Source organism: Gluconacetobacter diazotrophicus PA1 5, assembly GCF_000067045.1.
Lineage (GTDB): Bacteria > Pseudomonadota > Alphaproteobacteria > Acetobacterales > Acetobacteraceae > Gluconacetobacter > Gluconacetobacter diazotrophicus.
In genome coordinates this window covers 3522054-3546944 of the sequence record NC_010125.1, presented here as the reverse complement: position 1 = coordinate 3546944, position 24891 = coordinate 3522054, and the positions used below count along the sequence as shown (strand labels likewise).

General features: G+C 71.2%; 28 protein-coding genes and 2 pseudogenes. 16 read left to right on the top strand and 14 right to left on the bottom strand.

Annotated elements, in window-relative coordinates; translation table 11 throughout:
- Nucleotides 1-58: 58 nt before the first annotated feature.
- The 4 genes from GDI_RS16355 to GDI_RS16340 all read left to right on the top strand — a co-directional run bounded on the left by GDI_RS16355 (nucleotide 59) and on the right by GDI_RS16340 (nucleotide 3575).
- Nucleotides 59-1243, top strand: coding sequence for a serine hydrolase domain-containing protein (locus GDI_RS16355; protein ID WP_012228055.1), 1185 nt, complete (start codon nucleotides 59-61; stop codon nucleotides 1241-1243).
- Nucleotides 1244-1391: 148 nt separating this feature from the next.
- Nucleotides 1392-1631, top strand: coding sequence for a (2Fe-2S)-binding protein (locus tag GDI_RS16350; RefSeq protein ID WP_012228053.1), 240 nt, complete (start codon nucleotides 1392-1394; stop codon nucleotides 1629-1631).
- A gap of 55 nt (nucleotides 1632-1686) precedes the next feature.
- Nucleotides 1687-2208, top strand: coding sequence for a hypothetical protein (locus tag GDI_RS16345; protein WP_012228051.1), 522 nt, complete (start codon nucleotides 1687-1689; stop codon nucleotides 2206-2208).
- A 74-nt stretch (nucleotides 2209-2282) separates the two neighbouring features.
- On the top strand, nucleotides 2283-3575 hold the full coding sequence (locus GDI_RS16340) for a sulfotransferase family protein (protein WP_012554672.1): 1293 nt from the start codon (nucleotides 2283-2285) through the stop codon (nucleotides 3573-3575).
- A 15-nt stretch (nucleotides 3576-3590) separates the two neighbouring features.
- Here the strand turns inward: GDI_RS16340 and GDI_RS19335 are convergent, their stop codons facing one another.
- From GDI_RS19335 to GDI_RS16300, 9 genes and pseudogenes are all read right to left on the bottom strand, one after another.
- Complete coding sequence (locus GDI_RS19335; RefSeq protein ID WP_012228047.1) at nucleotides 3591-3749, bottom strand: DUF1674 domain-containing protein; 159 nt, start codon at nucleotides 3747-3749, stop codon at nucleotides 3591-3593.
- Between the two features lie 87 nt (nucleotides 3750-3836).
- Nucleotides 3837-4133, bottom strand: a complete 297-nt coding sequence (locus tag GDI_RS16335; protein ID WP_012228045.1) for a hypothetical protein — start codon at nucleotides 4131-4133, stop codon at nucleotides 3837-3839.
- 6 nt (nucleotides 4134-4139) lie between these two features.
- Nucleotides 4140-4859 carry a c-type cytochrome biogenesis protein CcmI gene (ccmI, locus tag GDI_RS16330; RefSeq protein ID WP_012228043.1) on the bottom strand — a complete coding sequence of 240 codons (720 nt, stop codon included), beginning with the start codon at nucleotides 4857-4859 and terminating at the stop codon, nucleotides 4140-4142.
- Between the two features lie 7 nt (nucleotides 4860-4866).
- Nucleotides 4867-5343 carry a cytochrome c-type biogenesis protein gene (locus tag GDI_RS16325; protein ID WP_012228041.1) on the bottom strand — a complete coding sequence of 159 codons (477 nt, stop codon included), beginning with the start codon at nucleotides 5341-5343 and terminating at the stop codon, nucleotides 4867-4869.
- Nucleotides 5340-5921, bottom strand: coding sequence for a redoxin domain-containing protein (locus GDI_RS16320; RefSeq protein WP_012228039.1), 582 nt, complete (start codon nucleotides 5919-5921; stop codon nucleotides 5340-5342). The genes GDI_RS16325 and GDI_RS16320 overlap by 4 nt, the downstream gene beginning before the upstream one ends.
- Nucleotides 5918-7897: a heme lyase CcmF/NrfE family subunit gene (locus tag GDI_RS16315; protein ID WP_012228037.1), complete on the bottom strand. Its 1980-nt coding sequence runs from the start codon at nucleotides 7895-7897 to the stop codon at nucleotides 5918-5920. Before GDI_RS16315 ends, GDI_RS16320 begins: the two co-directional genes overlap by 4 nt.
- A complete protein-coding gene (gene ccmE / locus GDI_RS16310) occupies nucleotides 7894-8415 on the bottom strand; it encodes a cytochrome c maturation protein CcmE (RefSeq protein ID WP_012228035.1) in 522 nt (173 codons plus the stop codon). The genes GDI_RS16315 and ccmE overlap by 4 nt, the downstream gene beginning before the upstream one ends.
- Entirely contained in the window at nucleotides 8412-8594 is a 183-nt protein-coding gene (locus GDI_RS16305) for a hypothetical protein (RefSeq protein ID WP_012228033.1), read from the bottom strand. The genes ccmE and GDI_RS16305 overlap by 4 nt, the downstream gene beginning before the upstream one ends.
- A pseudogene (locus GDI_RS16300) lies at nucleotides 8591-9400 on the bottom strand (heme ABC transporter permease). Before GDI_RS16300 ends, GDI_RS16305 begins: the two are co-directional and overlap by 4 nt.
- Nucleotides 9401-9591: 191 nt before the next feature.
- Here GDI_RS16300 and GDI_RS16295 point away from each other — a divergent pair.
- Nucleotides 9592-9885 (top strand): YciI family protein, encoded by a 294-nt coding sequence (locus tag GDI_RS16295; RefSeq protein ID WP_012554675.1) that lies wholly within the window; start codon nucleotides 9592-9594, stop codon nucleotides 9883-9885.
- A 5-nt stretch (nucleotides 9886-9890) separates the two neighbouring features.
- Nucleotides 9891-10307 carry an EVE domain-containing protein gene (locus GDI_RS16290; protein ID WP_012228020.1) on the top strand — a complete coding sequence of 139 codons (417 nt, stop codon included), beginning with the start codon at nucleotides 9891-9893 and terminating at the stop codon, nucleotides 10305-10307.
- A 16-nt stretch (nucleotides 10308-10323) separates the two neighbouring features.
- On the opposite strand, the gene GDI_RS16285 is transcribed toward GDI_RS16290, so the two are convergent.
- Nucleotides 10324-10992, bottom strand: a complete 669-nt coding sequence (locus GDI_RS16285) for a hypothetical protein (protein ID WP_012228018.1) — start codon at nucleotides 10990-10992, stop codon at nucleotides 10324-10326.
- Between the two features lie 165 nt (nucleotides 10993-11157).
- On the opposite strand from GDI_RS16285, the gene GDI_RS16280 reads away from it, so the two are divergent.
- A complete protein-coding gene (locus GDI_RS16280) occupies nucleotides 11158-11988 on the top strand; it encodes an EcsC family protein (RefSeq protein ID WP_012554677.1) in 831 nt (276 codons plus the stop codon).
- Nucleotides 11989-11998: 10 nt separating this feature from the next.
- On the opposite strand, the gene GDI_RS20085 is transcribed toward GDI_RS16280, so the two are convergent.
- Both GDI_RS20085 and GDI_RS16275 read right to left on the bottom strand, forming a co-directional pair.
- Nucleotides 11999-12172, bottom strand: a complete 174-nt coding sequence (locus GDI_RS20085) for a hypothetical protein (RefSeq protein ID WP_012228014.1) — start codon at nucleotides 12170-12172, stop codon at nucleotides 11999-12001.
- Between the two features lie 13 nt (nucleotides 12173-12185).
- Nucleotides 12186-13160 carry a 2-hydroxyacid dehydrogenase gene (locus tag GDI_RS16275; RefSeq protein WP_012228012.1) on the bottom strand — a complete coding sequence of 325 codons (975 nt, stop codon included), beginning with the start codon at nucleotides 13158-13160 and terminating at the stop codon, nucleotides 12186-12188.
- A 122-nt stretch (nucleotides 13161-13282) separates the two neighbouring features.
- Between GDI_RS16275 and aat the strand changes: the two are divergent.
- The 5 genes and pseudogenes from aat to GDI_RS16255 all read left to right on the top strand — a co-directional run bounded on the left by aat (nucleotide 13283) and on the right by GDI_RS16255 (nucleotide 15802).
- Nucleotides 13283-13964, top strand: a pseudogene (gene aat / locus GDI_RS16270) (leucyl/phenylalanyl-tRNA--protein transferase).
- Nucleotides 13965-14045: 81 nt separating this feature from the next.
- Entirely contained in the window at nucleotides 14046-14717 is a 672-nt protein-coding gene (locus GDI_RS16265; protein ID WP_012228008.1) for a DUF4412 domain-containing protein, read from the top strand.
- 8 nt (nucleotides 14718-14725) lie between these two features.
- The gene (locus GDI_RS16260) at nucleotides 14726-15154 is read left to right on the top strand and encodes a hypothetical protein (protein WP_012228007.1); all 429 of its coding nucleotides are present in this window, start codon (nucleotides 14726-14728) and stop codon (nucleotides 15152-15154) included.
- Nucleotides 15117-15326 (top strand): hypothetical protein, encoded by a 210-nt coding sequence (locus tag GDI_RS20360; RefSeq protein ID WP_231854142.1) that lies wholly within the window; start codon nucleotides 15117-15119, stop codon nucleotides 15324-15326. Before GDI_RS16260 ends, GDI_RS20360 begins: the two co-directional genes overlap by 38 nt.
- 122 nt (nucleotides 15327-15448) lie before the next feature.
- A complete protein-coding gene (locus GDI_RS16255) occupies nucleotides 15449-15802 on the top strand; it encodes a hypothetical protein (RefSeq protein WP_012554680.1) in 354 nt (117 codons plus the stop codon).
- Nucleotides 15803-15831: 29 nt separating this feature from the next.
- On the opposite strand, the gene GDI_RS16250 is transcribed toward GDI_RS16255, so the two are convergent.
- Both GDI_RS16250 and GDI_RS16245 read right to left on the bottom strand, forming a co-directional pair.
- A complete protein-coding gene (locus tag GDI_RS16250) occupies nucleotides 15832-16317 on the bottom strand; it encodes a peroxiredoxin (RefSeq protein ID WP_012228001.1) in 486 nt (161 codons plus the stop codon).
- A gap of 24 nt (nucleotides 16318-16341) precedes the next feature.
- Complete coding sequence (locus GDI_RS16245) at nucleotides 16342-19440, bottom strand: bifunctional [glutamine synthetase] adenylyltransferase/[glutamine synthetase]-adenylyl-L-tyrosine phosphorylase (protein ID WP_041249538.1); 3099 nt, start codon at nucleotides 19438-19440, stop codon at nucleotides 16342-16344.
- Nucleotides 19441-19508: 68 nt separating this feature from the next.
- Here GDI_RS16245 and GDI_RS18655 point away from each other — a divergent pair, with 68 nt between their 5' ends.
- The 4 genes from GDI_RS18655 to GDI_RS16230 all read left to right on the top strand — a co-directional run bounded on the left by GDI_RS18655 (nucleotide 19509) and on the right by GDI_RS16230 (nucleotide 24890).
- On the top strand, nucleotides 19509-20033 hold the full coding sequence (locus tag GDI_RS18655; RefSeq protein WP_157871067.1) for a hypothetical protein: 525 nt from the start codon (nucleotides 19509-19511) through the stop codon (nucleotides 20031-20033).
- A gap of 163 nt (nucleotides 20034-20196) precedes the next feature.
- Nucleotides 20197-22815 carry a DUF3971 domain-containing protein gene (locus GDI_RS16240; RefSeq protein WP_050935077.1) on the top strand — a complete coding sequence of 873 codons (2619 nt, stop codon included), beginning with the start codon at nucleotides 20197-20199 and terminating at the stop codon, nucleotides 22813-22815.
- Nucleotides 22816-22833: 18 nt separating this feature from the next.
- Nucleotides 22834-24117: a DNA recombination protein RmuC gene (locus tag GDI_RS16235; protein WP_012227995.1), complete on the top strand. Its 1284-nt coding sequence runs from the start codon at nucleotides 22834-22836 to the stop codon at nucleotides 24115-24117.
- A gap of 29 nt (nucleotides 24118-24146) precedes the next feature.
- Nucleotides 24147-24890: a response regulator transcription factor gene (locus GDI_RS16230; RefSeq protein ID WP_041249537.1), complete on the top strand. Its 744-nt coding sequence runs from the start codon at nucleotides 24147-24149 to the stop codon at nucleotides 24888-24890.
- Nucleotide 24891: the final 1 nt, after the last annotated feature.

Genomic DNA, 24891 nt, shown 5'->3' with positions numbered 1-24891 from the left:
CGCCCGCCGTCATGAAAACCGGCGGGATCGTGTCGGGGCCTGGAATGAAGGAGACGTAATGATGGACGCCATGTCGATTGCCATGCCGACTGGGGGAATGGCCGAACGGGTCGATCAGGTGGTGCGGGGCGCGGTGGCGCGGGGCAGGCTGGTGGGCGCGGTGGTGCTGGTGGCGGTGGACGGCGCCGTCGTGGTGCGCTGTGCCGCCGGCCTGGCGAATCGCGAGGGCGACAGGCCGATGGCGACGGATACGCTGATGCGCCTGGCGTCGCTGACCAAGCCGGTGGTGACGGCCGTGGCGTTGCGACTGGCCGAACGCGGAATGCTGGGCCTGGACGACGCGGTCACGCGATTCCTGCCCGATTTCCGGCCGGCCTGTGCCGATGGATCGGTGCCGGTGATCACGTTGCGCCACCTGCTGACGCACACGGCGGGCCTGTCCTACGGCTTTGCCTTCCCGCGCGACGACAACCCCTATGTCCGCGCCGGCGTTTCCGACGGCATTGCCGAGCCCGGACTGGCGCTGGCCGACAACCTGGCGCGCCTGTCCGGCGTGCCGCTGTCGTTCGCGCCGGGGCAGGGGTGCCAGTATTCTCTGGCGCTGGACGTGATGGGCGGCGTGCTGGAACGCGCGGGCGACGCGCCGCTGCCGGAGCTTGTGCGGCAGTATGTCGGCGCGCCGCTGGGCTGGGCGCGCAGCGGGTTTTCGGTGCCCGACCCGACCGCCCTGTGCGGCGCCTATGCCGATGCGCGGCCCGTCCCGGTCGCGATGGGCGCGCGCTACGCGATGCCCCGGCAACTGCCCGGCGGCCGGATCAGCGAAATCGTCTTCGCCCCGGACCGGGTGCTGGATTCTGGTTCCTATCCCTCGGGCGGGGCGGGCATGGTCGGCACGGCGGAGGAATTCCTGACCTTCGTCGACGCCCTGCGCGCGGGTGGCGGGCCGATCCTGTCGGCGGACAGCGCCGCGTTGTTCGGGCGCAACGCGATCGGCGACCTGCCGATGGGAATGGCCAATGACGGCATGCGCTTCGCCATCGGGGCGGCGACGGTGGACGATCCGGCACGGGCGCGCACCCCGATGTCACGCGGCGCCTTCACCTGGGGCGGGGTCTACGGCCATCAATGGATCGCCGACCCCGCGCGGGGGGTATCGATCGTGATGCTGAGCAATACGGCTCTGGCGGGCATGGCCGGTGCCTATCCGGACGCGGTGCGCGATGCGGTGTACGGCGTGGGCTGACACGCCCTTCGGGCGGCGGGAAGCCAGTCTGGCATGAACCATGCGGGCGTCGGAGTTGCATTCGGCGCCCGTCTTTTTTTGCGAATGAGATTGCGAACAGTTATCATCTGTGCTTCAAACGGGTGGGGCACGGATATTGGGACACGCCATGTTTGTCTGTTCTTGCAACATGTTGACGGATCGTGACGTGGCGGAAGCCGCCGAGGAAGGCGCCACGCGGCCGGGCGAGATCCATGCCCGCCGGGGCTGCCGCCCCAAATGCGGCAACTGCGTCCCGGGCATGATGTGCCTGCTGCGCCGTGCCATCCAGGCGCGGGCCCAGGCCACGCTGCGCGATACCGCGATCCTGGACGTCACGATCCTGGACGAGGGCGTCGCCGCCGCCTGACGGGCGGATCGTGAAAGGGGATGCGGTCCCGATACGGGCTTGATACAAGGTCCACATGTCTTTTGGTGATCGCGTCAACCAATTCGATGCTTGGTTGCTGGACCGGGTCTTTCAGCCCTTCGCCGACCGTCTGCCCGAACGGCTGCCGGCGATGGCCGTGGGCATGAGCTTCCAGTTCGGGGCCATCATGCTGTCGGCCGCGTCGATCGTCGCCATGATCCTGGTCGGCCACATGTCCATCAGCGATGCCATGTTCAACGTGTTGGTCTGGTGCCTGGGGCTGGCCTTCTACATGGGTATCAACCGGGTGCGGCCGATGGTGCGGCCGGGCCACATGAACCCGCTGCGGGTGATGCTGGCCGGCATGCGGCCGCTGTCGATTCCGTTTGCCGTCTACGCGCTCTACCAGGGCGCCACCGCGCCGCCGTATTTCGAGATCGCGCTGTGGTTCAACTCGCTGGCCAACATCATCTTCGTCGCCGGGATCTACCTGATCTCGTGCGAACTGCGTCCGCCCGGCCATCGCCAGGTGGAGCGGGCGCGATTCGGGCGCGTGCAGGAACAGGGCAGCCTGTAGTGCCCGTCCGTGCCTTTCGCGCCGTGTGGAACAGGGCGCGAAAGACGCCTTCGACAGTCCGGACCAGGCTGCACGTGGATTGCGCGATCGAGGATGGCGGGCGCACGCTCGCCGGCCTGGTACGCGCCTGCGCCGACCGGGGACCGGTTTGCATCACCGGCCGGGACGCTCCGTCCGCCCCCGATATTGCCGGCTTTCTGCGGCGTCACGGGCTGGCCCCGCCGAAGCCTGCGGCGGAACCGGCCGGCGAGCCGGCTGTGTCGATCGTCTATTCCAGACGCTTCCCGCCCCGTCCGCCCCTGCCGGGTCGGGTGCGGGTCCTGTTCCTGGACATGGACAATCCCGCCGGCGCCGACAGGAAGACGGCCTATCGGACGATCGGCAACGCCTGCAACTATGATCTCCTGGTCACCAGCGCGCCCGACCCCGACGCGGTTGGCAAGGCGATCCGGCAGGCTTACGGCATCGACGTGCCGAATATCCGGTCGCAGCGGGACTGGCAGGCCGAATGCGATGCGATCGCCGCGCGGCCCGCCATCCGGCGATCGGACCGCGACGAGAAAACCGCGATGGTCGTCGTCGGCATGCATCGGTCCGGAACCTCGCTGGTCAGCCACCTGCTGGCCAGGGCCGGGTTCGACCTGCCGACCAGCCTGATGCCGCCAGGCGAAGATAACCGGGACGGATTCTGGGAATCGCCGATCATCGCCGCGTTGAACGACGGCATCCTGAAGGAATATGGCGCGGGATGGGACCGGCTGTTTTCCAGCGTCCGCCTGAAGGACGCCGGGGCCGGCCTGGATGCGCATGTCGGTCGCATCCGCGAAACGATCCGCGCGCAATACCCGGACGCACGCGCCATCGTCCTCAAGGACCCGCGAATCTGCCTGCTGATGCCGGTATGGCACCGGGCGCTGGTCGCGGAGGGCTATGTCCCGCGCTACATCCTGACCACGCGCCACCCGGTCGAGGTGGCGATGTCCCTGCAGCGGCGCAACCGGATCATGGTCGGGATCGGGGTGTTCCTCTGGGCCGACCATATGGTGACGGCCCTGGAGTTCCTGCGGGACAAGCCCGTCTTCGCGGCGTTCTTCGACCGGCTTCTCGACGCGCCCGACGCCGTCATGGCGCGGATATGGTCGATGTTCGCCTTCCCGCCCGAAACCCTTCCCGCGGACCTGTCGGCCGTGGCGCAGCCGTCACTGCGCCATCACCTGGAACAGCGGCCCGCGCTGGCCGTCGCCGTGAAGCCGGCATGGGACCTCTATCGTGCCCTGGCCGACGGGTCGGGGCACCTGCCCCCGGTCGCCCAGGTCGAGGCGTTCCGCACCTGGCTCCAGGAACAGAAAATCCTGCTGGGACTCTGAACCGAACCGATCGGATCAGAAGTCGATGCAGCGTCCCTTGACGGTCCAGTCGCCATAGCGCGTGGGGCGCTGTTCCTTCGGGCCGCCATATTCATGCGGCTCGGCCGGTTTTTCCGCGTTGCCCTGGGGCTGCGTCACGGAGGGTTCGGGCTTCGGGGTCTGGGTGTCGGTCATGGGGGCACTGTTACCCGGGCGCCGCCAGCGGGCAAGGACGGAGCGGCAGCGGGAACGGGAGTGTGATCGCCCGCCTCAGTGCCTTTCTCAGCGCGCTTTCCGGGGCGGCATCCAGCGATCGCCGGCATGGCGGGAATGGGCGACGAAGAAGCCCAGCACGCCGCCGATCGCGGCCGCCATCAGGGCCAGCGTGATACCCGCCCCGGCCAGCGCCATCCCGGCCGGTCCGACCACCACGCCGAAGCCGATGCTGGCCAGGCTTTCGCGCCGGGTCGGGCCGAACTGCCGTTCCGCCCCGCAATGGGGGCAGGTCTCGGTCGTGCCGCGAATGGTCCGGTGGCAGAACGGACATTGCTCGACGCTGCTGGGGACGGGTTCGATCATGGCGGGTTACTGGTGCTCCGACTGGGCGATCCGCTGTTCCGCCGCCATGCGCCACGGCGCGTCGGCCGGGGCGCCGTCCAGCGCGCGGCGGAACAGCGCGGCGCTGTCGGACGAGACCCGTCCGTCCGCCAGGGTCTGGGCCTCGGCCGCGCGGGCCGCGATTTCGGGGATGAACTGGATGGCGGTCGCCTGCCGCCAGGCCTCGGCGGCGTCGGCGTAATGCATGCGGGCGGCTTCCGCCTGGCCCAGCAGCAGGTACCCCCGGAAGCGGTTGGGGTCGTCGGGGGCCATGCGGGCCAGGCCGGTGCGCAGTTCCGCCAGCAGCGCGTCGTCGCGATGGTCCTGGGCATGCAGGGCGGCCAGGCGCGGCGCCAGGGGCTGGGCCGGCAGCGCCGGATGGCCGCAGAGCAGGTACAGCCCCACCGCCGAAGCCGGGATCAGCAGCAGCGCCACCACGACGGCCGGCACCCTCGCCGCGCGGCCCAGGCTCCGTGCCGGCGCCGCGTCGGTGGCCAGCAGCCGCCGCTGGACTTCCAGCACGGCGCCCAGATGTTCGCTGTCCGCGATCAGCCCGTCCTGCCGGTCGCGGTCCAGTTCGGCCAGTTGCGCGTAATGCAGCAGCAGGGCGGATGCGCGTTCATCCGTCAGGCGGTCCGTGCGGCGAATCGCGACGATCGCGGGCAGCAGCACGACCGTGCTGAGCAGGAAAATGCCAATCCAGATCATAAGCCCCTCAGCGCGGTCCGGTCAGGTCGGTCAGGCGCGCGCGTTCGGCGTCGCTCAGCGGCGCGGGCGCGGTGCCCCGCGACCGGCGGAAGGCCAGGGCGGCCGCGCCGATCCCCGCCAGCAGGGCCAGCACCGGCATGCCCCACAACAGGAGGGTGCCGATGGTCAGCGCCGGGCGCAGCCGGATGAAATTGCCGTAGCGGCCGACCATCCAGTCCATGATCTGCCGGTTGGACTCACCCCGGGCGACGTGATCGCGCACCACGTGGCGCAGGTCGCGGATCAGGAGCCCGGCACTGCTGTCCTCGATCGATTCGTTCTGGCAGACCAGGCAGCGCAATTGCGCGCCGATCGCCTCGGCCCGGGCTTCCTGGCGCGGGTCGGGCAGCATTTCCGACGGATCGTCGACCGCCGCCGCCGCCAGGGGCGACAGCCCGGCGGCCAGGACCAGCGTGACCAGCAGGGTGCGCGCCGTGGTCCTCATGAATGCAGGCTCGCGGCCAGGGGCAGCAGCGTGCCGCGAACCGTGTCGGCGTCCAGCGCGGCGGCGCTGTGCCAGCGGATCACGCCGCCCGGCCCGACCAGGAAGGATTCCGGCACGCCGGACACGCCCCAGTCGATGGCGGTCATGCCCGACAGGTCGCCGGCGATGCGCGCGTAGGGGTTGCCGGCGCGCTTCACGAAGCCGGCGGCGTCGTCCGGCTTGTCCTTGTAGGCGATGCCCCAGATCGGCAGCCGGTCCTTCAATGCGTTCAGTTCGGGCATCTCCGCGACGCACGGGATGCACCAGGACGCGAAGAAATTCACCAGGACCGGCGCCTGCAGCGCGCGCAGGTCGGCGGTGCCGAATCCCTGGCCGGGGGTCTGGTCCGGCAGCTTGAAATCGGGCACCGGGCGGTTCAGCACCGGGGCGTGGATGTCGTGCGGGTCGAACGATCCCTGGCTCATGCCCGACAGCATGCGCCAGAACGCCACTCCCGCCACCCCGGCGGCGGCCAGCGGCGCCGCCATCAGCAGGCGCCGCCGCGCCAGGTTCGGGGGATGCGGCACGGTACCGGTCATTGCGCGGCCACCATGCCGGGGGCGGCGGCGCGGCGCGGCGCGCCGACGCGCGTCCGCCGGTCGGACAGCGACAGCGCCCCGCCCAGCGCCATGATCAGCCCGCCCAGCCACATCCACGGCGCCAGCGGATTGTAGTGCAGGCGCAGCACGTAGGTCGGGTCGGCGTCGGTGCCGTGCCGGTCGCCCAGCACGCCGTACAGGTCGGACATCAGGTTGGTATGGATGGCGACCTCGGTCGTCGTCTGGTTCTGGCTGGGGAAGGTGCGCTTGGACGGATGCAGCACGGTGACCAGCCTGCCGTCATGCCGGACCTCGATCGTCGCGATCAGGGACGTGTAGTTCGGGCCGGGGGCCGCGCGGATCGCGGTCAGGGTCCAGGCGTCGCCGGCCAGCATCTCGGTCTGGCCGACCCGGACCTCGACGATGCGGTGCTGGGCCTGCGACATGGCGGCCAGCCCCAGCACGCTGATGCCGACGCCGGCATGGGCCAGGGCCGCGCCCAGCGCCGCGCGCGGCAGCATGCGCGCGCGCTGCAGGCTGGCGCCGGGCGGGATGCGGAACAGGCGGACGCGCTCGGCAATGTCGGCGACGCTGGCCGCGATCACCCAGACCGCGCCGGTCGCGGCCAGCAGCGGCAGCACGTCGCGGATGCGCCAGGCCATCAGGCAGAAGGCGAGGGCGGTGACGATCCCGGCCCACCACAGCCGGCGCAGCACGGGCCAGAACTGGGCGCGCTTCCACGGCATCATCGGGCCGAACCCCATGAAGGCCAGAAGCGGAATCGCCAGCGGCGCCGCCGTGGCGTCGAAGAACGGCTTGCCGACCGAAATCGTCTTGCCGAACAGCAGCGACATGAAGGGCGGATACATGGTCCCGGTCAGCACCACCGCGCAGATCGAGCACAGCAGGATATTGTTCACGACCAGCAGCCCCTCGCGCGAGACCGGCGCGAACAGGCCGCCCGCCACCAGCGCCGGCGCGCGGATCGCGAACAGCAGCAGCGACCCGCCGATGACCAGCGCCAGCAGGCCCAGGATGAAGATGCCGCGCGCCGGGTCGTTGGCGAAGGCATGGACGGAATTGAGAATGCCCGAGCGGACCAGGAACGTGCCGGACAGCGAGAACGAGAATGTGCCGATGGCCAGCAGCACGGTCCAGATCTTCAGCGCCTCGCGCTTTTCCACCACGATGGCGGAATGGACCAGCGCGGTGCCGGTCAGCCACGGGATCAGCGACGCGTTTTCCACCGGGTCCCAGAACCAGTAGCCGCCCCAGCCCAGCACGTAGTACGACCACCACGACCCCAGCGCGATGCCGCAGGTCAGGAAGCACCAGGCCGCGACGGCCCAGGGGCGGACCCAGCGGCCCCAGGCGGCGTCCACCCGTCCCTCGATCAGGGCGGCGACGGCGAAGGCGAAGGGCACGGCGAAGCCGACATAGCCGGTGTAGAGAATGGGCGGATGGAAGGCCAGGCCCGGGTCCTGCAGCAGCGGGTTCATGCCCTGGCCGTCCATCGGCGCGGGCCAGACGCGGTCGAACGGATTGGACGTCGTCAGGCAGAACAGCTGGAAGCCGGCCGAAACGCCGCCCAGGACCGCGATGACCCGCGCCCGCAGGGCAGAGGGCAGGTTGCGGCCGAACAGTGCCACCGCCCCGCCGCAGATCCCCAGGATCAGCGCCCACAGCAGTACCGATCCCTCGTGATTGCCCCATACGCCGGTGATTTTGTACAGCAGCGGCTTGGCGGCGGCGCTGTTGGCCGCGACGTTCTGGACCGAGAAATCGTCACGCACCGCCGCATCGATCAGGCATGCGAAGGAAAAGGCCAGCGCCAGCATCTGCCCCACCGCCAGGGCGGGGGCCAGCGCCATCAGCCGCGGGTCGCGCCGCCGCGCGCCCACCAGCGGCAGGATCGCCTGCCCGCCGGCCAGGCAGCAGGCCAGCGCCAGCGCGAAATTGCCCAGTTCCGGCGTCATGACCGGTTGGCCTCGCCGTGGCGCGCATCGCCCACGGTCATGGTGTTCCAGCTTGCGGCGTCGGGGGCCTTGCCGTAGCGCGGGTCCCACTTGCCGCTGCGGCGCAGCGCCTCGGCCACTTCCTTGGGCATATAGGTCTCGTCATGCTTGGCCAGGACCTCGCTGGCGCGGAAGGCGCCGTCCGGCGCCACGGTGCCGACGGCGACCACGCTCTGTCCCTCGCGGAACAGGTCGGGCAGGATGCCGGCATAGCGCACGGTGACGGCGGCCTGGCCGTCGGTCACGTCGAACAGCGCGATCGGCGTGTCGCCCTGTGTCTGGCGCCGCACCGACCCCGCCACCACCATGCCGCCCAGCCGGATCGTGCGGTCGGCGGCCGGCGGATGGGCCCGGACCTGCGACGGCGCCATGAAGAAGACGATGTTGGACGAAAACGCGTTCAGCACCAGGGCGGTGGCAGTGCCCAGCCCCAGCAGGCACGCGCCCACCAGCCACAGGCGGCGGCTCTTGCGGGTCATGCCTGCCGCCCCGTCGCCTGGCGGGCCTTCGCCTCGACCGTGGCCAGGCGGGCTTTCGCTTCGACCGTTGCCAGGCGGGCCTTCGCCCGACGCAGGCGCAGCGCCGCACCGCCGCCCAGGATGATGGCCAGCCCGATGGTCATGCCATAGGACGCGACGATATAGGGCAGGTGGGTCATGCGACGGCTCCGTCCAGGCCCGCGCCGGCGTCCTCGCGCGCCGCCGGGCGGCCGCGCCGGGCGGCCAGGGCGGTGCGCACCCGGCTTTCCATGATGGCGGCGCGCAGGCGCGCGACACGATGGCGGCGAAGCCCAGCGTGAAGCCAATTGTGCAGACCAGCAGCGGCCACAGCATGGCGGTGGACATGGTGGGCGCGCCGGTCAGGGCTGATGCTGTCGGGCTGGTGCAGGGTGTTCCACCACTGCACGCTGAACTTGATGATCGGCAGGTCCACCGCGCCGGCCAGCCCCAGGATGGCGGCGGCGCGATAGCCGCGCTGCGGTTCGTCGAACGCGCGGATCAGGGCGATATGGCCCAGATAGAGGAAGAACAGGACCAGCACCGACGTCAGGCGCGCGTCCCATACCCACCACGTGCCCCACATCGGCTTGCCCCACAGCGAACCGGTGGCCAGGCAGACGGCGGTGATGGCGGCGCCGACCGGCCCGATCTCGACGGCCGCCAGGTCGGCCAGCGGGTGCCGCCAGACCAGAGACAGCAGGGAGCAGACCGCCAGCGCCATGTAGCCCGACGAGGCCAGCCACGCCGCCGGCACGTGCACATACATGATCCGCACGCTGTCGCCCTGCTGCCAGTCGGCGGGCGAGAAGAACAGCCCCCAGACGATCCCGGTTATCGAGAGCGCAAGGGCCGGCCAGGTCAGCCAGGGCTGCAGGCGCGCCCCCAGCCGGAGAAACCGTCCCGGGTTGGCGTAGCGATGGAAAAAACCGCCGGTGCGTGCGGCGAGGCTCTGCGTGGCGTTCAAGACGGTTTCGTTCCCCCCGCGTCCGGCGGAGGGCTCCTGTCACAATCTATGCATCCGTCGTATGACGGCGGGGGCGTTTCGCTTTCCGGTCCTACACTATCATGCGAAGAAAGGCACGGCCTGTGCCGATCATGGCAGATTGTTCACCCACGCCGGGCAGGCCGGCCGATTCCTGGGACAGGGGACTTTCCATGCTTTTCGCGATCATCTGCACCGACAAGCCGGGCGCGCTGGAAACGCGCATGGCCACCCGGGCACAGCATCTGGCCTATCTGCAGGCCTATCAGGAACGGATCCGGGAGGCCGGCCCGCTGCTGGGCCCGGACGGGCGGCCGTCCGGCAGCATGCTGCTGGTCGATGTCGAGGACCGCGCGGCGGCCGAGGGCTTCGCCGCCAGCGACCCCTATGCCAAGGCCGACGTGTTCGAAAGCGTGGTGATCCGTGCCTTCCGGCCGGTCTTCCGCGACGGCGCGCTGGTGGAATAGGCGCGATGGCATACTGGCTGGTGAAGTCCGAGCCCGACGCGTTTTCCTGGGACCAGCAGGTGGCCAACGGCGTCGAGCCCTGGACCGGCGTGCGCAGCCATCAGGCGAAGCGCAACCTGATGGCGATGGCGCGCGGCGACCGCGCCTTCTTCTATCACTCGAATATCGGCAAGGAGATCGTGGGCGTGGTCGAGATCGTCCGCGAAGCCTATCCGGACCCGACGGCGGAAAGCGGCGCCTGGGTCTGTGTCGATGTCCGCGCGGTGGGGCCGATGCCCCACCCCGTCACGCTGGCGGCGATCAAGGCCGACCCGGACCTGGCCGACCTGGCGCTGGTGCGCCAGTCCCGCCTGTCCGTCGTGCCGGTCTCGGACACGCAATGGGGCCATTTATGCCGCATGGGCGGGTGGGGCGGCTCCTGACGGAGCCCCCTACCCGTCAGGGTTCGCCGGCGGCGCCTTCGGCACCGATCGCGTCGATGCCCCGGCCCGGCTGCCCCGCATAGGTCGAATACATGAACGACGCGTTGTAGGGCGGCTGTACCGGGGCGTCGAACTTGACCGGCACGCCGAACACGCTGAAGTGGGACGGCACGTCGTTGGGCCTGCGCGGGGTCTGGCGTGCCTCGATCGACGGCAGTCCCGGTCCCTGGATGGCGGTCACGCGGGGGCTGTAGGCCTGCACGCTGACATCCTCGTCCTGCACGACCTGGTAGCCGTCGGGCGGCGGGGGCGCGGGCGGATTGTCGGGATCGACCCGCGGGTCGGCGGGCCGCGCCGCCGTACTGTTGCCAAGATTGGTTGTGCCAAGATTGGTTGAGATAGGTGCGTTCAGCCCACCCGTCTGCGCCGTCTGCGCCCCGGCATGGTGTTTCGGCGCGGCCTGTACCGGCGGCGCCACCACGGCCAGCGCCGTGCCGACGGCGAGGATGGCCAGGGCGGTCCGGCCCGTGCGCCGTCCGGCGCTCAGTCTGTTCATCTGCGTGTCCACCGGGACGTCCATCGGGTCTCTCCTTGCGTTCAGCCAATATGGAAGGGTGGTCAGGTCTCCCGGGGGCACGCGCATTTCGTCACGGCGGGGGCGCGCCGTCAGCCGCGGCGTCGGCATGGCGGCACTGTGTTCCTGACCATATACGGCGTGACGGCGGATTTGCGAGAGGGGTAATATCGTGGAAAAAGCGGCTACCGTCCCGATTGGCGGGGCATCGTGTATCTGCTGCCACGCCTGCCGTCCGGGCGGGTGGGGTCGCGTCACTGGCAGGAGGGTTGGGGAATGACCATTCAAACCGGGAGCGAGATCGCTCCGCTGGTGCTGGACGCCCCTGCGATCGCCGAATTGCAGAGCGCGCTGGAGAAGGTCGAATCGGGGCGCGGGGTCCTGGTGCGGCTGGCCGACCTGATGGGCGGCGCGGTGGGGCAGGCGGCGCGGCTGGGCCTGCGCGGGATCGGCATGGCGCCCGGCCTGCAGGCTAAGCTGAAGGGCATCGCCGAAACCGCGATCTCACGCGCCTTTGAAGTCGCCATCGTGGGCATGCATGCGCCCGACGCCGTACCGCTGACGCGCGACTCGGCCCCCGCGTGGCGGGCCCCGGCGGTCCAGGCGGCGGTGACCGTGTCCGGCGCGGTGGGCGGATTCGCCGGGCTGGCCGGGCTGGTGCCCGACGTCACCTTCACCACGCTGACCATCATGCGGGAAATCGCCCGCATCGCGCGTGAGGAGGGCGAGGACCTGTCCACCCCGGAATCCCGCCGTGCGTGCCTGGAAGTCTTCGCCCTGCGGGCCTTCCCGGTCGGCGCGACGGACGAAGAAAGCGAACTGGGTTATTTTTCGGCCCGGGCGATGCTGCGCGGCCGGCCGGTGGTCATGCTGGTGTCCGAGGTCGCGTCCCATTACGGGCTGGGCCTGTCGCGCAAGCTGGCGGTGCAGATGATGCCGGTGGCCGGCGCCCTGTGCGGCGCGTCGCTGAATGCGGCGTTCCTGGCGCACTACCGGGCGCTGGCGCGGGCGCATTTCACCATCCGGCGGCTGGAACGCGAACATGGCCCCGAAGTCCGCCGCACCGCGGAGTCGCTGCGCGCCGGGATGACCGGCGCGGCCTTCTGACGGCGCGCAATTACGGACCGGCGCGCCGCAGGGCGTTCCGGGCCGCCACGATCACGGCCACCCCCAGATAGAACCCGATCATGGTGCGGGCCATGCCCGCGTAATGGGGGGCCGCCACCATCAGGGCGATGGCGGCCAGGCAGCCGGTCAGGCAGGCGAACAGGAAGGTCAGGCGGGGCTGCATGGCGGCCTCCGTGTCAGACGGGAACGGGGGTGACGGCCGGGCCGCCGGCCAGCACCGCGTCGATATTGTCCAGCGCCAGCATGCCCATGCCGGTGCGGGTTTCCAGCGTGGCGCTGCCCATGTGCGGGGTCAGGAACACGTTCGACAGCGCCAGGAAGCGCGGGTCGGGGTGCGGTTCGTTGCGGTAGACGTCCAGCCCGGCCGCCGCCAGGTGCCCGTCGGACAGGGCGGCGATCAGCGCGTCCTCGTCCACCAGGCTGCCGCGCGCCGCGTTGACGAAGATCGCGCCCCGGGGCAGTCGCGCCAGCAGGTCGGCGGTAATGACCGGGGGGGCGCCCTTGCTGCCGGGCATGTGCAGGGTCAGGATATCGCAGTGCGGCAGCATGTCGCGCATGTCGGAGAAATAGGTGGCGCCCTGTTCCAGGTCCGGCGCCAGGCGGCGCCGGTTGGAATACAGGACCTTCATGTCGAAGCCCCGCGCCCGCCGGGCGACGGCGCGGCCGATCCGCCCCATGCCGATGATGCCCAGGGTCTTGCCCGTGACGCGGGTGCCCAGCATTTCCTCCATGCCCAGCGACCGGCCCCACCCCCCGCGCATGACCGACAGATACTCCGCGCCGCGCCGGGCGGCGGCCAGGATCAGCATCATCGTCAGGTCGGCATTGCAGTCCGTCAGCACGTCGGGCGTGTAGGTCAGCGCCCACCCGCGCGCGACGATGGCGGGAATGTCCAGGTGATCGGTGCCCACGCTGATGGTGGCGATGACGCGCACGCTGTCCGGCAGGGCGGCGACCGTGGCGGCCGAAACCGGGGTGCTGCTGGTGACCAGCACCGCGTCGGGGCGGAAATCGCGCGCCAGCGCGACCAGTTCGTCCGCCGTCAGCTTGTGGTCGGGCGCGGGCGGGGTGTCGTAGTCGCGCGCGATCCGCGCGGCGACGGCGTCCGGCAGGCGCTGGGAATGGATCAGGCGGGGGCGCGTCCGCGACATGGATGGACCTTTTTTGACAGGTGCGGTGGATCCCGCTGCTGTATCAGGATGCAATCATTGCCGGGCATGACCGGGCCGTGTCCAGACACCGGATGCGGCGGGGGCAGGGAAGAGGGGGCGTGATGACGGACGGCGAGGGGATGGCGATTACCCCCGACATCATGCTCCGTGCCTATTCGATCGGGCTGTTTCCCATGGCGCCGGACGCGGAATCGGCGCATCTGGACTGGTACGACCCGGACATGCGCGGCATCCTGCCGCTGGACGCCTTCCACGTGCCGCGCCGCCTGCTGCGCACCGTGCTGTCCGATCGCTTCGACATCGTCGCCGACCGGCATTTCGAAGCGACGATCCGCGCCTGCGCCGCCCCCGCGCCGGGGCGGGAGACGACGTGGATCAACGAACGGATCGTGCGCCTGTTCTGCGACCTGCATGACATGGGATATGCCCACAGCGTGGAAAGCTGGCAGGACGGCGTGCTGGTCGGCGGCCTGTATGGGGTCGCGATCGGGGGCGCGTTCTTCGGGGAAAGCATGTTCAGCCGCAGGACCGACGCCTCGAAGCCGCGCTGGTGTCGCTGGTGGCGCGGCTGCGGATCGGCGGGTTCGCGCTGCTCGACACCAGTTCGGCACCGCGCACCTGGCCCGGTTCGGCGGCATCGAAATCCCCGCCTGGCGGTACAAGCGGCGCCTGGCGCGCGCGCTGGCCCTGCCGGCGCGCTGGCCGGGGGAGGGCGAGGCCATCCGCCGCGAAATCGCCGCCATGCGTCCCGCGGCGACCGGCCATCCGCCGGACGGTCCCTGAATGGCGGCGCACGATTTCCCTGTTGCGGCGGAAGGGGATAGAACTGACGGCAGGACAGAAGCACACGAGGGAGGCAGGTTCATGACCCATCCGACGACAGGCCGCGCCATGTCGCTGGCGATGCTGGCCGGGGTGGCTGTGGCGTTCGGCGCGGCCGCGCCGGCCCATGCCCAGAACGACGCGCATCCGCCGCTGGCCCCGGCGCGCGACGTGCAGGTCGAATACAACGTGCAGCCCGATGGCGCGCCGGCCCCCAAGGCGATCCAGACCTGGTTCACCGCCAATGGCGGCATGATGCGCATCGACAGCCCCGAGGGCCTGGGTTCGACCATCCTGGACCGCGCGGCGCGGCAGGTGACGATCGTGCTGAACAAGCAGAAGGTCTACACGCAGCTCGATGCCCGGAACGGCATCCGCAATCCGTTCCTGCTGGACCTGTCGATGCAGTTCACCCGTAAGGGTACGGGCCAGGTCGCGGGCCTGGCCTGCACCGTATGGGATATCGTCTCCGGCCGGGGAACCGCCACCGCCTGCGTGACCGACGACGGCGTGATCCTGCGCGAGGACGGGGTGGACGGCGACGGCATGAAGGGGCGGCTGGAGGCCACCAAGGTGACCTACGGCCCCCTTCCCGTCAGCCTGTTCCAGCCGCCTCAGGGCTATCAGCTCGTCATGCGGCATCGCGTCGCCCCCTCGCACGATGTGGGCGGCGGCCAGCCCGTGACCGGCGGGGCGGCCCAGCCCAACCCATGATCCACCCCATGATCCGGCGTATGATCCGGCCCGTGGCGGGGACCGTGGTACCAGCCCTGCTGATGGCGCTGGCGGCGGACGCGTCCCCCGCGCGGGCCGCAGATGATGCGCCGTTCGTCACGCCGCAGCAGGATGTGGACGTCACCTATGTCATCGCCTCGCCCGACCCGACCATCCCGTCGGTGCACCAGCGCATGCGCTGGTCCGACCATGCGCGGCGGCAGCGGATCGACCCCGAGGGATCGGCCACCTACATGATCACCGATTACGGGACGCGCAGCCTGAACGTGATCGACCTGGCCCACGGGGCCCGCACCGTGATCCCGGCACCGGGCCCGGCGCTGACGCAGCCGGGCCAGCGGGCGGCGGGAAACTGGTCGCGCGGGGCGACGATGCTGGTTGCCGGCCAGCCCTGCACCGTATGGCAAGACGCATGACACGGACGGCCAGGCCAGCGAGGTCTGCTACAGCGACGACGGCGTGATGATGCAGGCCATGCAGGGCGCGCGCATCGTGGTGCGGGCCGAAAGCGTGGCCCGGACGGCCCAGCCCGACTCCGTCTTCGCCATTCCCGCCGGGCTGAAGGAGGTCGCCGCCGCGCATCCGTGACAGTTTGTCACGGGAATGCGGCAGGACTGCCCGCAAATCGCCATCAGGGTCGTCTTTCCTGCATCGTGAAGCGGGGGGCGGGCTTCGGCCCCACCCTCCGCGCGATGGAAAGGAGTGCGATCATGCGCAGGATGGCTCGTCTTCTGCTGGCGGTTCCCGTACTGGCCGGCGGCCTGGCCGCGGCGGCACCCGCGGCGCATGCCGGCTGGCGCGACCATGGATGGGGCGGCGGTCGCGGCTGGCATGATCATGGCTGGGACCGGCACGGCTGGGGTCGGCCCGGGTGGGGCGGACCCGGCTATTATCGTCGCGGCTACGGCCCCGGCGGGGCCTTTGTCGGCGGACTGATCGGCGGGGCGCTGATCGGCGCGGCCGGAACCGCCATCGCGGCCCAGGCCTATGCGCCGCCTCCGCCTCCGCCACCCCCGCCGGTGGCGTACGTCCAGCCCTACGGATACGGCTATCCGGGCTATTGAGGCCTGGCGGTGAGGCCCGGCGGCGGCGGTCAGAGGGTGGCCGCCGCCGTCATGACCTCGGCGACATGCCCCGGCACCTTGACGTTGCGCCAGGTCCGTACCAGCCGGCCTTCGGCGTCGACCAGGAAGGTCGCGCGTTCGATGCCCATGTATTTCCGTCCGTACTGGGATTTTTCGACCCAGACGCCGTACGCTTCCGTCACCGTGCCGGTGGCGTCGGAGGCCAGCGGGAAATCCAGGCCCTGCTTGTCGGCGAAGGTGTCGATGGCCTTCATCGAATCCCGCGACACGCCGATGACCGGGATGCCGGTGCCCCCCAGGGCCGCCAGGGCTTCCTGGAAGCCGCAGGCCTCGGTGGTGCAGCCCGGGGTGCTGGCCTTGGGGTAGAAATACAGGATGAAGGGTCGGCCGCGCATGTCCGCCAGGCGGACATGCCGCCCCCGGCTGGCCGGCATGTCGAAATCCGGCACGGGCGCGCCCGGGGCGGGGAAAGTCGGGGTGGTGCTGTCCGGCATCGTCGTCCTCCGTTTTCGTCCCTTCTACTTCGCCGCCTTTGCCGGCCCCTGCAAGTCCGCTTCGACCGGCCCGATCAGGGTTACGAAGGCCGCGCGCACCGCCCGGGCCTGCGCGTCCATGCGGGCCAGCGCGTCCTCGATCGAATCGGCCCCGATCTCGTGCAGCAGGATGTCGCGCATGGCGGGGGTCATCGTGGCCGACGGGTCCGCCGGCGGGCGGGTGCCGAACAGGATGCGCAGCATGCTCAGCACCGATCGCCAGGAACGGTCCGCGCGCACCAGCATGCGGCCCAGTTCCGGGTCCAGGTCCCCCTGCTTCACCAGCCGGCCCAGCGCCAGGCGCGTGCAGGGGTCGCGGGCCTCGCGCGTGCCGGCCACCATTTGCAGGGCCTGCGCGATGAATTCGACATCCATCAGCCCGCCGGGACGGCGGCGGATATCCCACGGGCCGGTGGCGGGCAGTTCGCGCGCCACCCGCTGGCGCATGGCCCGCGTGTCCTCCAGCGTCGCCTTGCGCGCCCGTGCGGTGTGGCGGCGTCCGTCCAGCGCGGTGTCGATGGCCGTGCGCAGGGCCTTGACCATGGCCGGCGGCCCGGCGACGACCCGGGCCCGGGTCAGGGCCATCCGTTCCCACGTCCAGGCGCTTTCGGCGTGATAGCGGCGGAAGGCCCCCAGCGACAGCGCGACCGGCCCCTTGGACCCGGAGGGACGCAGCCGCATGTCCACCTCGTATAACGGCCCCTCCGGCCCCGGGGCGGTCAGCGCGCCGATGAAGGCATGGGCCAGCCGCACGAAATACTGCCCGGTGGGCACCGCGCGCGGCGGCGGGCCGTCGTCGTCGCCCGGCACACCGCGGGGGCGGGCGGACACCACGCTGTCGGTGATGTCGTCGGGGTGGTCGAAGACCAGCATCAGGTCCAGGTCCGACCCCGGCATCATTTCGCGCGATCCGGCCTTGCCCAGCACCATGACCGCCATCGCGCCCCCGGGCACGCGGCCGTAGCGGCGGTGATGTTCGTCGGTCACGGTCTTCAGCAGGCCGCGAATCACCGCGTCGGCCAGGGCGGTGCGCGCGCGGCTGGCGGTATCCTCGTCCATCCGGTGTTCCAGCCGGGCGCTGGACAGGCGGAATTCCTCGCTGCGGACCAGGGCGCGCAGGATCGGCAGCACCCGTTCGGTCGATTGCGCCTCCGCCACGTGCTGGCGCACCAGCCGCGCGGGCGGGATGGCGGCGGCGTCCTCGTCCTCCTCGCCGGTTTCCAGCAGCCCTTCCAGCGCCGACGGCGTTTCGGCCAGGTGGTTCGCCAGGAAGGGCGATCCGTCCAGGATGGTGGCGATCCGGTCGATCAGCGCGGGGTTGCGTTCCAGCAGCGACAGGAACTGCACCCCGGCCCATTGCCGCGCCAGGATGGCGTCGAACCCCCGCAGGCAGGCCAGCGGGTCGCGCCGCTGCCCGAAGCGGGCCAGGATCGCGGGCAGCAGCCGGCGCAGCAGGGTGCGCGCGCGGTCCGACCGCAGGGCACGCAGGCGGTTGCCGGACCAGCGCTGCAGCAGCGCCAGCGCGTCGGGAATGTCGGTCCCGGCGAAGCCGGCCCGGCGCAGGTCCTCGGCCAGGTCCTCGGCCTGCGGATCGACCGAGGCGCCGGCGCCGCTGGGTTCGGCGAACTGTCCTTCGAAGATGCGGCGCGATTCCTGCATGATCGGCAGCATCATGGCGGCCATCGCGCGGCCGCTTTCCTCTTCCATGAAGGTGGCGAAGGCATCGAAGGCCTCGCGCGTCGCGGGCAGGCGGTGGGTCTGGTGGTCGGCCTGCATCTGCAGCCGGTGTTCGGCCCGGCGCAGCATGCGATAGGTGCGCGACAGGCTTTCGCCCTGTGCGCGGGGCAGCACGCCCGCCCGCACCAGCCGGCGCAGCGCGCCCAGCGTGGTCGGGTCGCGCAGTTCGGGCTTGCGGCCGCCCCAGACCAGTTGCCCCGCCTGGGCGACGAATTCGACCTCGCGGATGCCGCCCTGGCCCAGCTTCAGGTCGTGACCCATCAGCCAGTCGCGGGCCTGGCGCGGGTCGTGGACGCCCAGGTCGGTCAGGCGCGACAGGCCGACATGGCCGGCATTGCGATGCCGGTCGATTCGCGCCTTCATGTCGTGCAGGTCGTCGATGACCGCGAAATCCAGGTGACGGCGCCAGACGAAGGGCCGGATCGCGGTCAGGAAGCGCCGGCCGGCGGCGATGTCCCCGGCGACGGGACGGGCCTTGGTCATCGCGGCGCGCTCCCACGTCTGGCCCATGCTTTCGTAGTAGGTGATTCCGGCGGGAAACGGGATGGCGGGCGGCGTCGCGGACGGGTCGGGACGCAGGCGCAGGTCGGTACGAAACACGTAGCCGTCGGCATCCCGCGCTTCCATCAGGCCGACAAGGTCGCTAGTCATGCGGACAAAGATCCGGCGCAGATCCTCGCGCCCCGGGTGGCAGTCCGGGTCGTACAGCACGATCAGGTCGATATCCGAGGAGTAGTTCAGTTCCCGCGCCCCCAGCTTTCCCATGGCCAGGACCACGAAGCCGCTGCCCCGCGTGGGGTGTCCGGGGTCCCGCAGCACGATCTGGCCGGTATCGTGCGCCGAGCGCAGCAGATGCCTGACCGCGGCATCCAGCGCCGCCTCGGCCAGGCGGCTGAGGGCCAGCGTGACCTGTTCCAGCGTCCACATGCCGCCGATATCGGCCAGGGCGATGGCCAGTGCCGCGTGCCGCTTGGCCGCGCGCAGCGTCGCCGCGATCCGGGGGCGGTCGTCGCGCGGCGTCAGGGCGGCCAGCCCCGCCAGTACCGCCGCCATGGCCCGGTCCGGTCCCTCGGCCAGCAGCAGGGCGAAGGGCTCGGGATCGCGGCGGACCAGCCCCGCCAGGTACGGGCTGTTGCCACCCAGGGATTCCAGCAGCGCGGTCACGCTGCCAGCCCGCAGCAGGGCGGGGTCCAGCGCATGGTCGTGCCAGATCGCCTCCATGTCCTCGCACAGCAGGCCGGCGCCGCGCGCGTCGGCCGGCGCGGGCCAGGCGCGGTCGGTCCAGTGCGCGCCGGCATGCGTGTCGGCGGGGGCGGGGCTGGTCCCGGCGGGCTTGGGTCTGGGCATGGTCCGTCCTTGGGCGGGCGCGGCCGGGCGGGGGCGGATGCCGCGCGCGGCGCACCGTGGACGGCCCCATGACGCCCGGTCAAGACCCGTCTGCCCCCGATCGGCCCCGGCTTCGGCGTCCATACCGGCGCATCCTGCTGTCGCTCGCGGCCGGCTGTGCCGCCCTGCCGGTCATCGCCGTCGCCGGACTGGCGGTGCGGCTTTCGCTGGGGCCGATGGACGTCACCCTGCCGGCCCGGCTGGTCCTGCCGGTTCCGGTCCTGTCGGGCGGCCATGGCCGCCCGGCGGCGCTGCGGCTGGACATCGGGCAGGTGCGCGTCGGCTGGGACGTGCTGCGTGGCGGGCTGACGGCGCCGCTGGATGTGCGGGCGGCCGATATGCGCCTGGTGCGGCCCGACGGCGTGGTGGCGGACCGGATCGGCACGGCGCGGATGGTGCTGGCCGGCGCGCCGCTGCTGCATGGCCGCGTGACGCCCCGGGTGCTGGAAATCTCGGCGGTGCCGCTGGCGCTGCGCCGGGCGGCAAACAGTTCGGTCGGGCTGGATAACGGGGCGTTTTCCGGCGTCGATAAAAGGGCCCGCCGCTGCACGTGATCCCGGGCAGCTTGACCGGATGTGGTGGGGGACGCGGCCGTGACCCTGCGCGACGTGCCCCCGGGCGGGACGTGGCAGGGGCAGGACCTGGCGGCCGACCTGCGGGCCGCGCGGCAGGGCGGCGCGTTCGGCGGCACCGTGGGGGCTGGTCGGCCGGGCGGGCGTGACCCTGTCCGGGCCCGGCGTGCATGCCATGCTGCGGGCCGAGGGACAGCGCGCGGACGCTGCCGTGTCATGGCATGTATCCGGCACGAAGGTGGCGATGCAGGCGCTGTCGCCCTTCGCGCCGGCGCTGGCGCGTGTCGCCCTGCCGGTCGGGCTGGACGGCACGGTGCGCCTGGTCGCCGACCGGTTGGGCCTGCTGGCGCGCCCCGATACCGTCGCCCTGCGGGTGCAGGCCGGGGCGGGGCGCATCGCCACCGGGCGCGGGGGCGTGGTGGTGCTGGCCGGCGCGCAGGCGGACCTCTCGGCCCGGTTCGGTCCCGCGGCCGATGGCGGGGACGTGCCGGGCGCGGTCCATGTGCGGCTGGACGGGCTTCAGGCCAGCCTGCTGCCCTCGGATCACCCGGATGCGCCCCCGGATAACCTGGGTCCCGGCGGCCCGGTGCTGCGGGCCAGCGGCGCGCTGGACATCGACAGCCTGGCGCGGCCGGGCCGGATCGGCGTGACGCTGGCCGGCGATATTCCGCTGCTGGATTTCGCGACCCTGGGCGCCTACTGGCCGGCCGGGGCGGCCCGGGGGGCCAGGACCTGGGTCACGCGAAACATCACGGCCGGCATGGCGCACGACCTGCACGTCACGGCGGGGCTGGCCAGCACGGCGGGCTGGGGGGCGATGCGCCTGCTGACGCTGGGCGGCGGGGTCGCGGGGTCGGACCTGGACCTGCACTGGCTGCGACCGATCCCGCCGATCCGGGGCGTGGACGCCACCCTGACCTTCGACGGGCCGGATGCGCTGTCCATCGCCTTTACCCACGGGGTCCAGACGGTGGACCGCACCGGGCGCAATGTCGACGCGACCGGCACCGGGCGGATCGCGGTCGGCGACGGGCACATGCGCATCACCGGCCTGATGGTGAAGGACCAGATGGGCGACATCTCCACCACGCTGCACGGCAACGTGCGGGACGTGCTGGCGCTGCTGGCCGAACCCCGGCTGAACCTGCTGTCGCGCCATCCGCTGTCGTTCAGCCATCCGTCGGGCCGGGCCGACCTCGCGTTGCACCTGGTCCTGCCGCTGAACGCCCATGTCCGGGTGGACGAACTGCATCTGGACGGCCATGCCGACCTGGCCCAGGTCCATCTGGGCAACGTGGTGCTGGGCCGCGCGCTGGAAGGCGGGCGGCTGGCCATCGACGCCACCACCGACGGGCTGGGCCTGCGGGGGACCGGCGTGCTGGGCGGCGTGCCCTCCACACTGCGCTACGACATGGATTTCCGCAGCGATCCCGGCATCCGGGTGCGCGAGACGGCGCAGCTCCGCGCCCATGTGACGCCCGAGGTCGCGGAGCGCGCCGGATTCGCGGTCGCCCAGCGCTTCAGCGGCGCCGCCGACCTGGATGTCGGCTATGACCGCTATGCGGACGGGACCGGACAGGTCCGGCTGGACCTGGACCTGGACGACGCGGCGCTGACCATCCCGGTCTGGAGCAAGGCGCGCGGCCAGGCGGCGCGGGCATCGGCGCGGATCGGGCTGGCGGACGGGCGCCTGGCCTCGGTCGAGGCCATTCACGCCGCCGGCCCCGACCTGCTGATCGACGGCCGGGCGAACGTGGCGGGCGGCACGGCGCGCAACCTGATCCTGCGCGGGTTCCGGGTCGGCCGATCGCGGGGCGACGCCACGATCGGCGTGCCCGCGGGGCCGCGCGATGCGGTGCGGGTGGCGATCGACGCCCCGGTGCTGGACCTCTCGCCGCTGCTGGCGCCCGATCCGGCAGCCGATCACGGCACCGACCCCGTCCCGCAGGGACGGGCGGCGGCGGGCTATCACCTGCCCGTGGCCGCGTCGGGCCGCGTCCATGGGCCGCCGGGGCGAAGCTGGCTGATCGATGCCAGCGTCCGCACCCTGTTATATGCCAAGCAGGCCGCCCTGACCGGCGTGCACGCGCATCTGGAGGATAACGGCGTCCGCCTGACGCGGATGCGCTTCGCCATGGCCGGCCCGTCGCCCGCCTCCGCGATCCTGACGCCCGAGTCCGACGGGCGGCATCTGTGGGCCAGCGTCCAGGATCTGGGCCTGATGCTGCGGGGGCTGGATGTCACGACGCAGTTCGAAGGCGGCCGGACGGTGCTGCAGGGCGTCTTCGACGACCGCCAGCCCAGCGCGCCCTTCGCCGGGGTGCTGACGATCGACCCGATGACGCTGCACAAGGCCCCGGGGGCGGTGCGGCTGGCCAACGACGCCTCGATCTATGGCTGGATGCAGGCGCCAAAGGGGCCGGATTTCCTGATCCAGCGCGTGTCCCTGCCGCTGACCTTTCGGGACGGCACGCTGCACATCCATGACGGGGTGCTCAACAATGCCTCGCTGGGCGTGACGCTGGAAGGGCCGCTGGACCTGGATCACGGACGGATGGACCTGCGCGGCACGATCGTGCCGGCCTTCGCGGTGAACACCATTCCCGGCCACATGCCCGGGGTCGGCCGGCTGATGAGCCCGGAAAAGGGCGGCGGCCTGCTGGCCGCGACCTTCGTCGTCAGCGGGGCGATGAATGCCCCGGCGCTGAAGGTCAATCCGTTCTCGATCTTCCTGCCGGGCGTGCTGCGGCGGCTGGTGCAGTAGATATAGTAGGAGAGGCCAATGTCCGACGCCCTGGGTCCCGGCAGCATCCTGGCCATCGTGGCGCTGGGGGCGGTGGTGGTGCTCGCCGTCCTGCTGCTGCGGCGCGGCACGGGGGCGGGGGCGGCCGGCGAGGGCGACCTGCTGGCGCGGCTGTATGTCATGCTGGAACGCGAAACCGCCGCGCGCACGGCCGACAGCGAGGCCCAGCGGGCCCGGCTGGCGGAAATCGAGCGCGTACTGGCCGCGCGGCTGGACCAGTCCCGGGCCGAGACCGCCGACCGGCTGGCCACGATCGCGCAGTCCATCACCCGCGACCTGGGCGATGCGCGCGTCCGCCAGGGCGAGGCACTGCGCGAGATGGCCGAAGCCTCCGCCCGGCAACTGGAGACGATCCGCACCGCCGTCAACGAACGGCTGCACGAGGCCGTGGAACGGCAGATGCAGACCTCGTTCCAGCGCGTGCTGGAACAGTTCGCCGCGATGCAGAAGGCGATGGGCGAGGTCACGGCCATGACGGCGCAGATCGGGGACCTGAAGCGCCTGTTTTCCAACGTCAAGACCCGGGGCGGCTGGGGCGAGGCGCAGTTGCGCGCCATCCTGGACGACGTGCTGCCGGCCGGCGCCTACCAGGCCAATTGCCGCCTGCGCGAAGGCAGCGCGGAGGTCGTGGAATTCGCCGTGCGCATGCCGGTCCGCGCCACGACGCCGCCGGTGCTGGCGATCGATTCCAAATTCCCGACCGAGGCCTATGAACGGCTGCTGGACGCGGTGAACCGCGTGGACGCCGAGGCCGAGCGCGCCGCCCGCCGCGCGCTGGAAACCACCCTGCGGATCGAGGCGCGCAAGATCGCGTCCAAATATATCGTCCCGCCGGTGACGGTGGAATTCGCGGTGCTGTACCTGCCGACCGACGGGCTGTATGCCGAGGTCGCGCGCCTCCCCGGCCTGCTGGACGAAATCGGGCGCACCTGCCGGGTGATCGTCATGGGCCCCGGCCTGCTGCCGGCCATGCTGCGGACGATTCACCTGGGCTACGTCACCCTGGCGCTGGAGGAGCGGACCGACGGCATCGCCCGCCTGCTGGGCGCCACCCGGCAGGAAATGCTCAAGATGGACGGGGTGCTGGAACGCCTGGCCCGCAACGCCTCGGCCATGTCATCCTCGATCGACGAGGCCAGGCGGCGCACGCGGGTGGTGGCGCGGCAGCTGCGCGGCCTGGACGGCGTCGAGTCGCTGGTTCCCGAAGGCGCGGGGGATGACGCGGCGGCCTGGACCGGTGAAACCGAATTTAATGGTGCATGAAACGGGGTGCGATCATGTCTGACCGGGCCATGAATGCGACGTCGAAACCTGAACCGTCCACGGCTGGAAGGGATTCCGATCCCGGACGGGATCCCGGCCCCCGGGTCCTGCTGGTCGAGGATGACGGCAAGATCGCGCAGGAAGTCGCCGAGGAACTGGAAAGCCGCGGCTTTCGCGTCAGCCGTGCGGAAACCGGCCCCGATGGGCTGTCAGCGGGCATCAGCGGCCTGTTCGACGTGATGATCGTGGACCGCATGCTGCCCGAAATGGACGGGTTGACGCTGATCGAGAGCCTGCGCGGCCGGCAGGTGTCCACCCCGGTACTGGTGCTGTCCGCGCTGTCGGCGGTCGATGACCGGGTCAGCGGCCTGAAGGCGGGGGGGGACGATTACCTGACCAAGCCCTTCGCGATGGAGGAACTGGCCGCCCGGATCGAGGCGCTGATGCGCCGCCCCAACAACACGCGCGAGACCATGCTGCATGTGGGCCCGCTGAGCATGGACCTGATCGAGCGCACCGTGACCCGCGACGGCGAGCCGATCGACCTGCTGCCGCGCGAATTCCGCCTGCTGGAATACCTGATGCGCCGCCCGAACCAGGTGCTGACCCGCACCATGCTGCTGGAAGACGTCTGGAATTACCGCTTCATTCCGCAGACCAACCTGGTGGACGTGCATATCGGCAAGCTGCGCCGCAAGATCGACGATCCCGGTGCGCAACCGCTGATCCAGAGCATTCGGGGCACCGGTTTCATGCTACGTGTCCCGGAGTGAC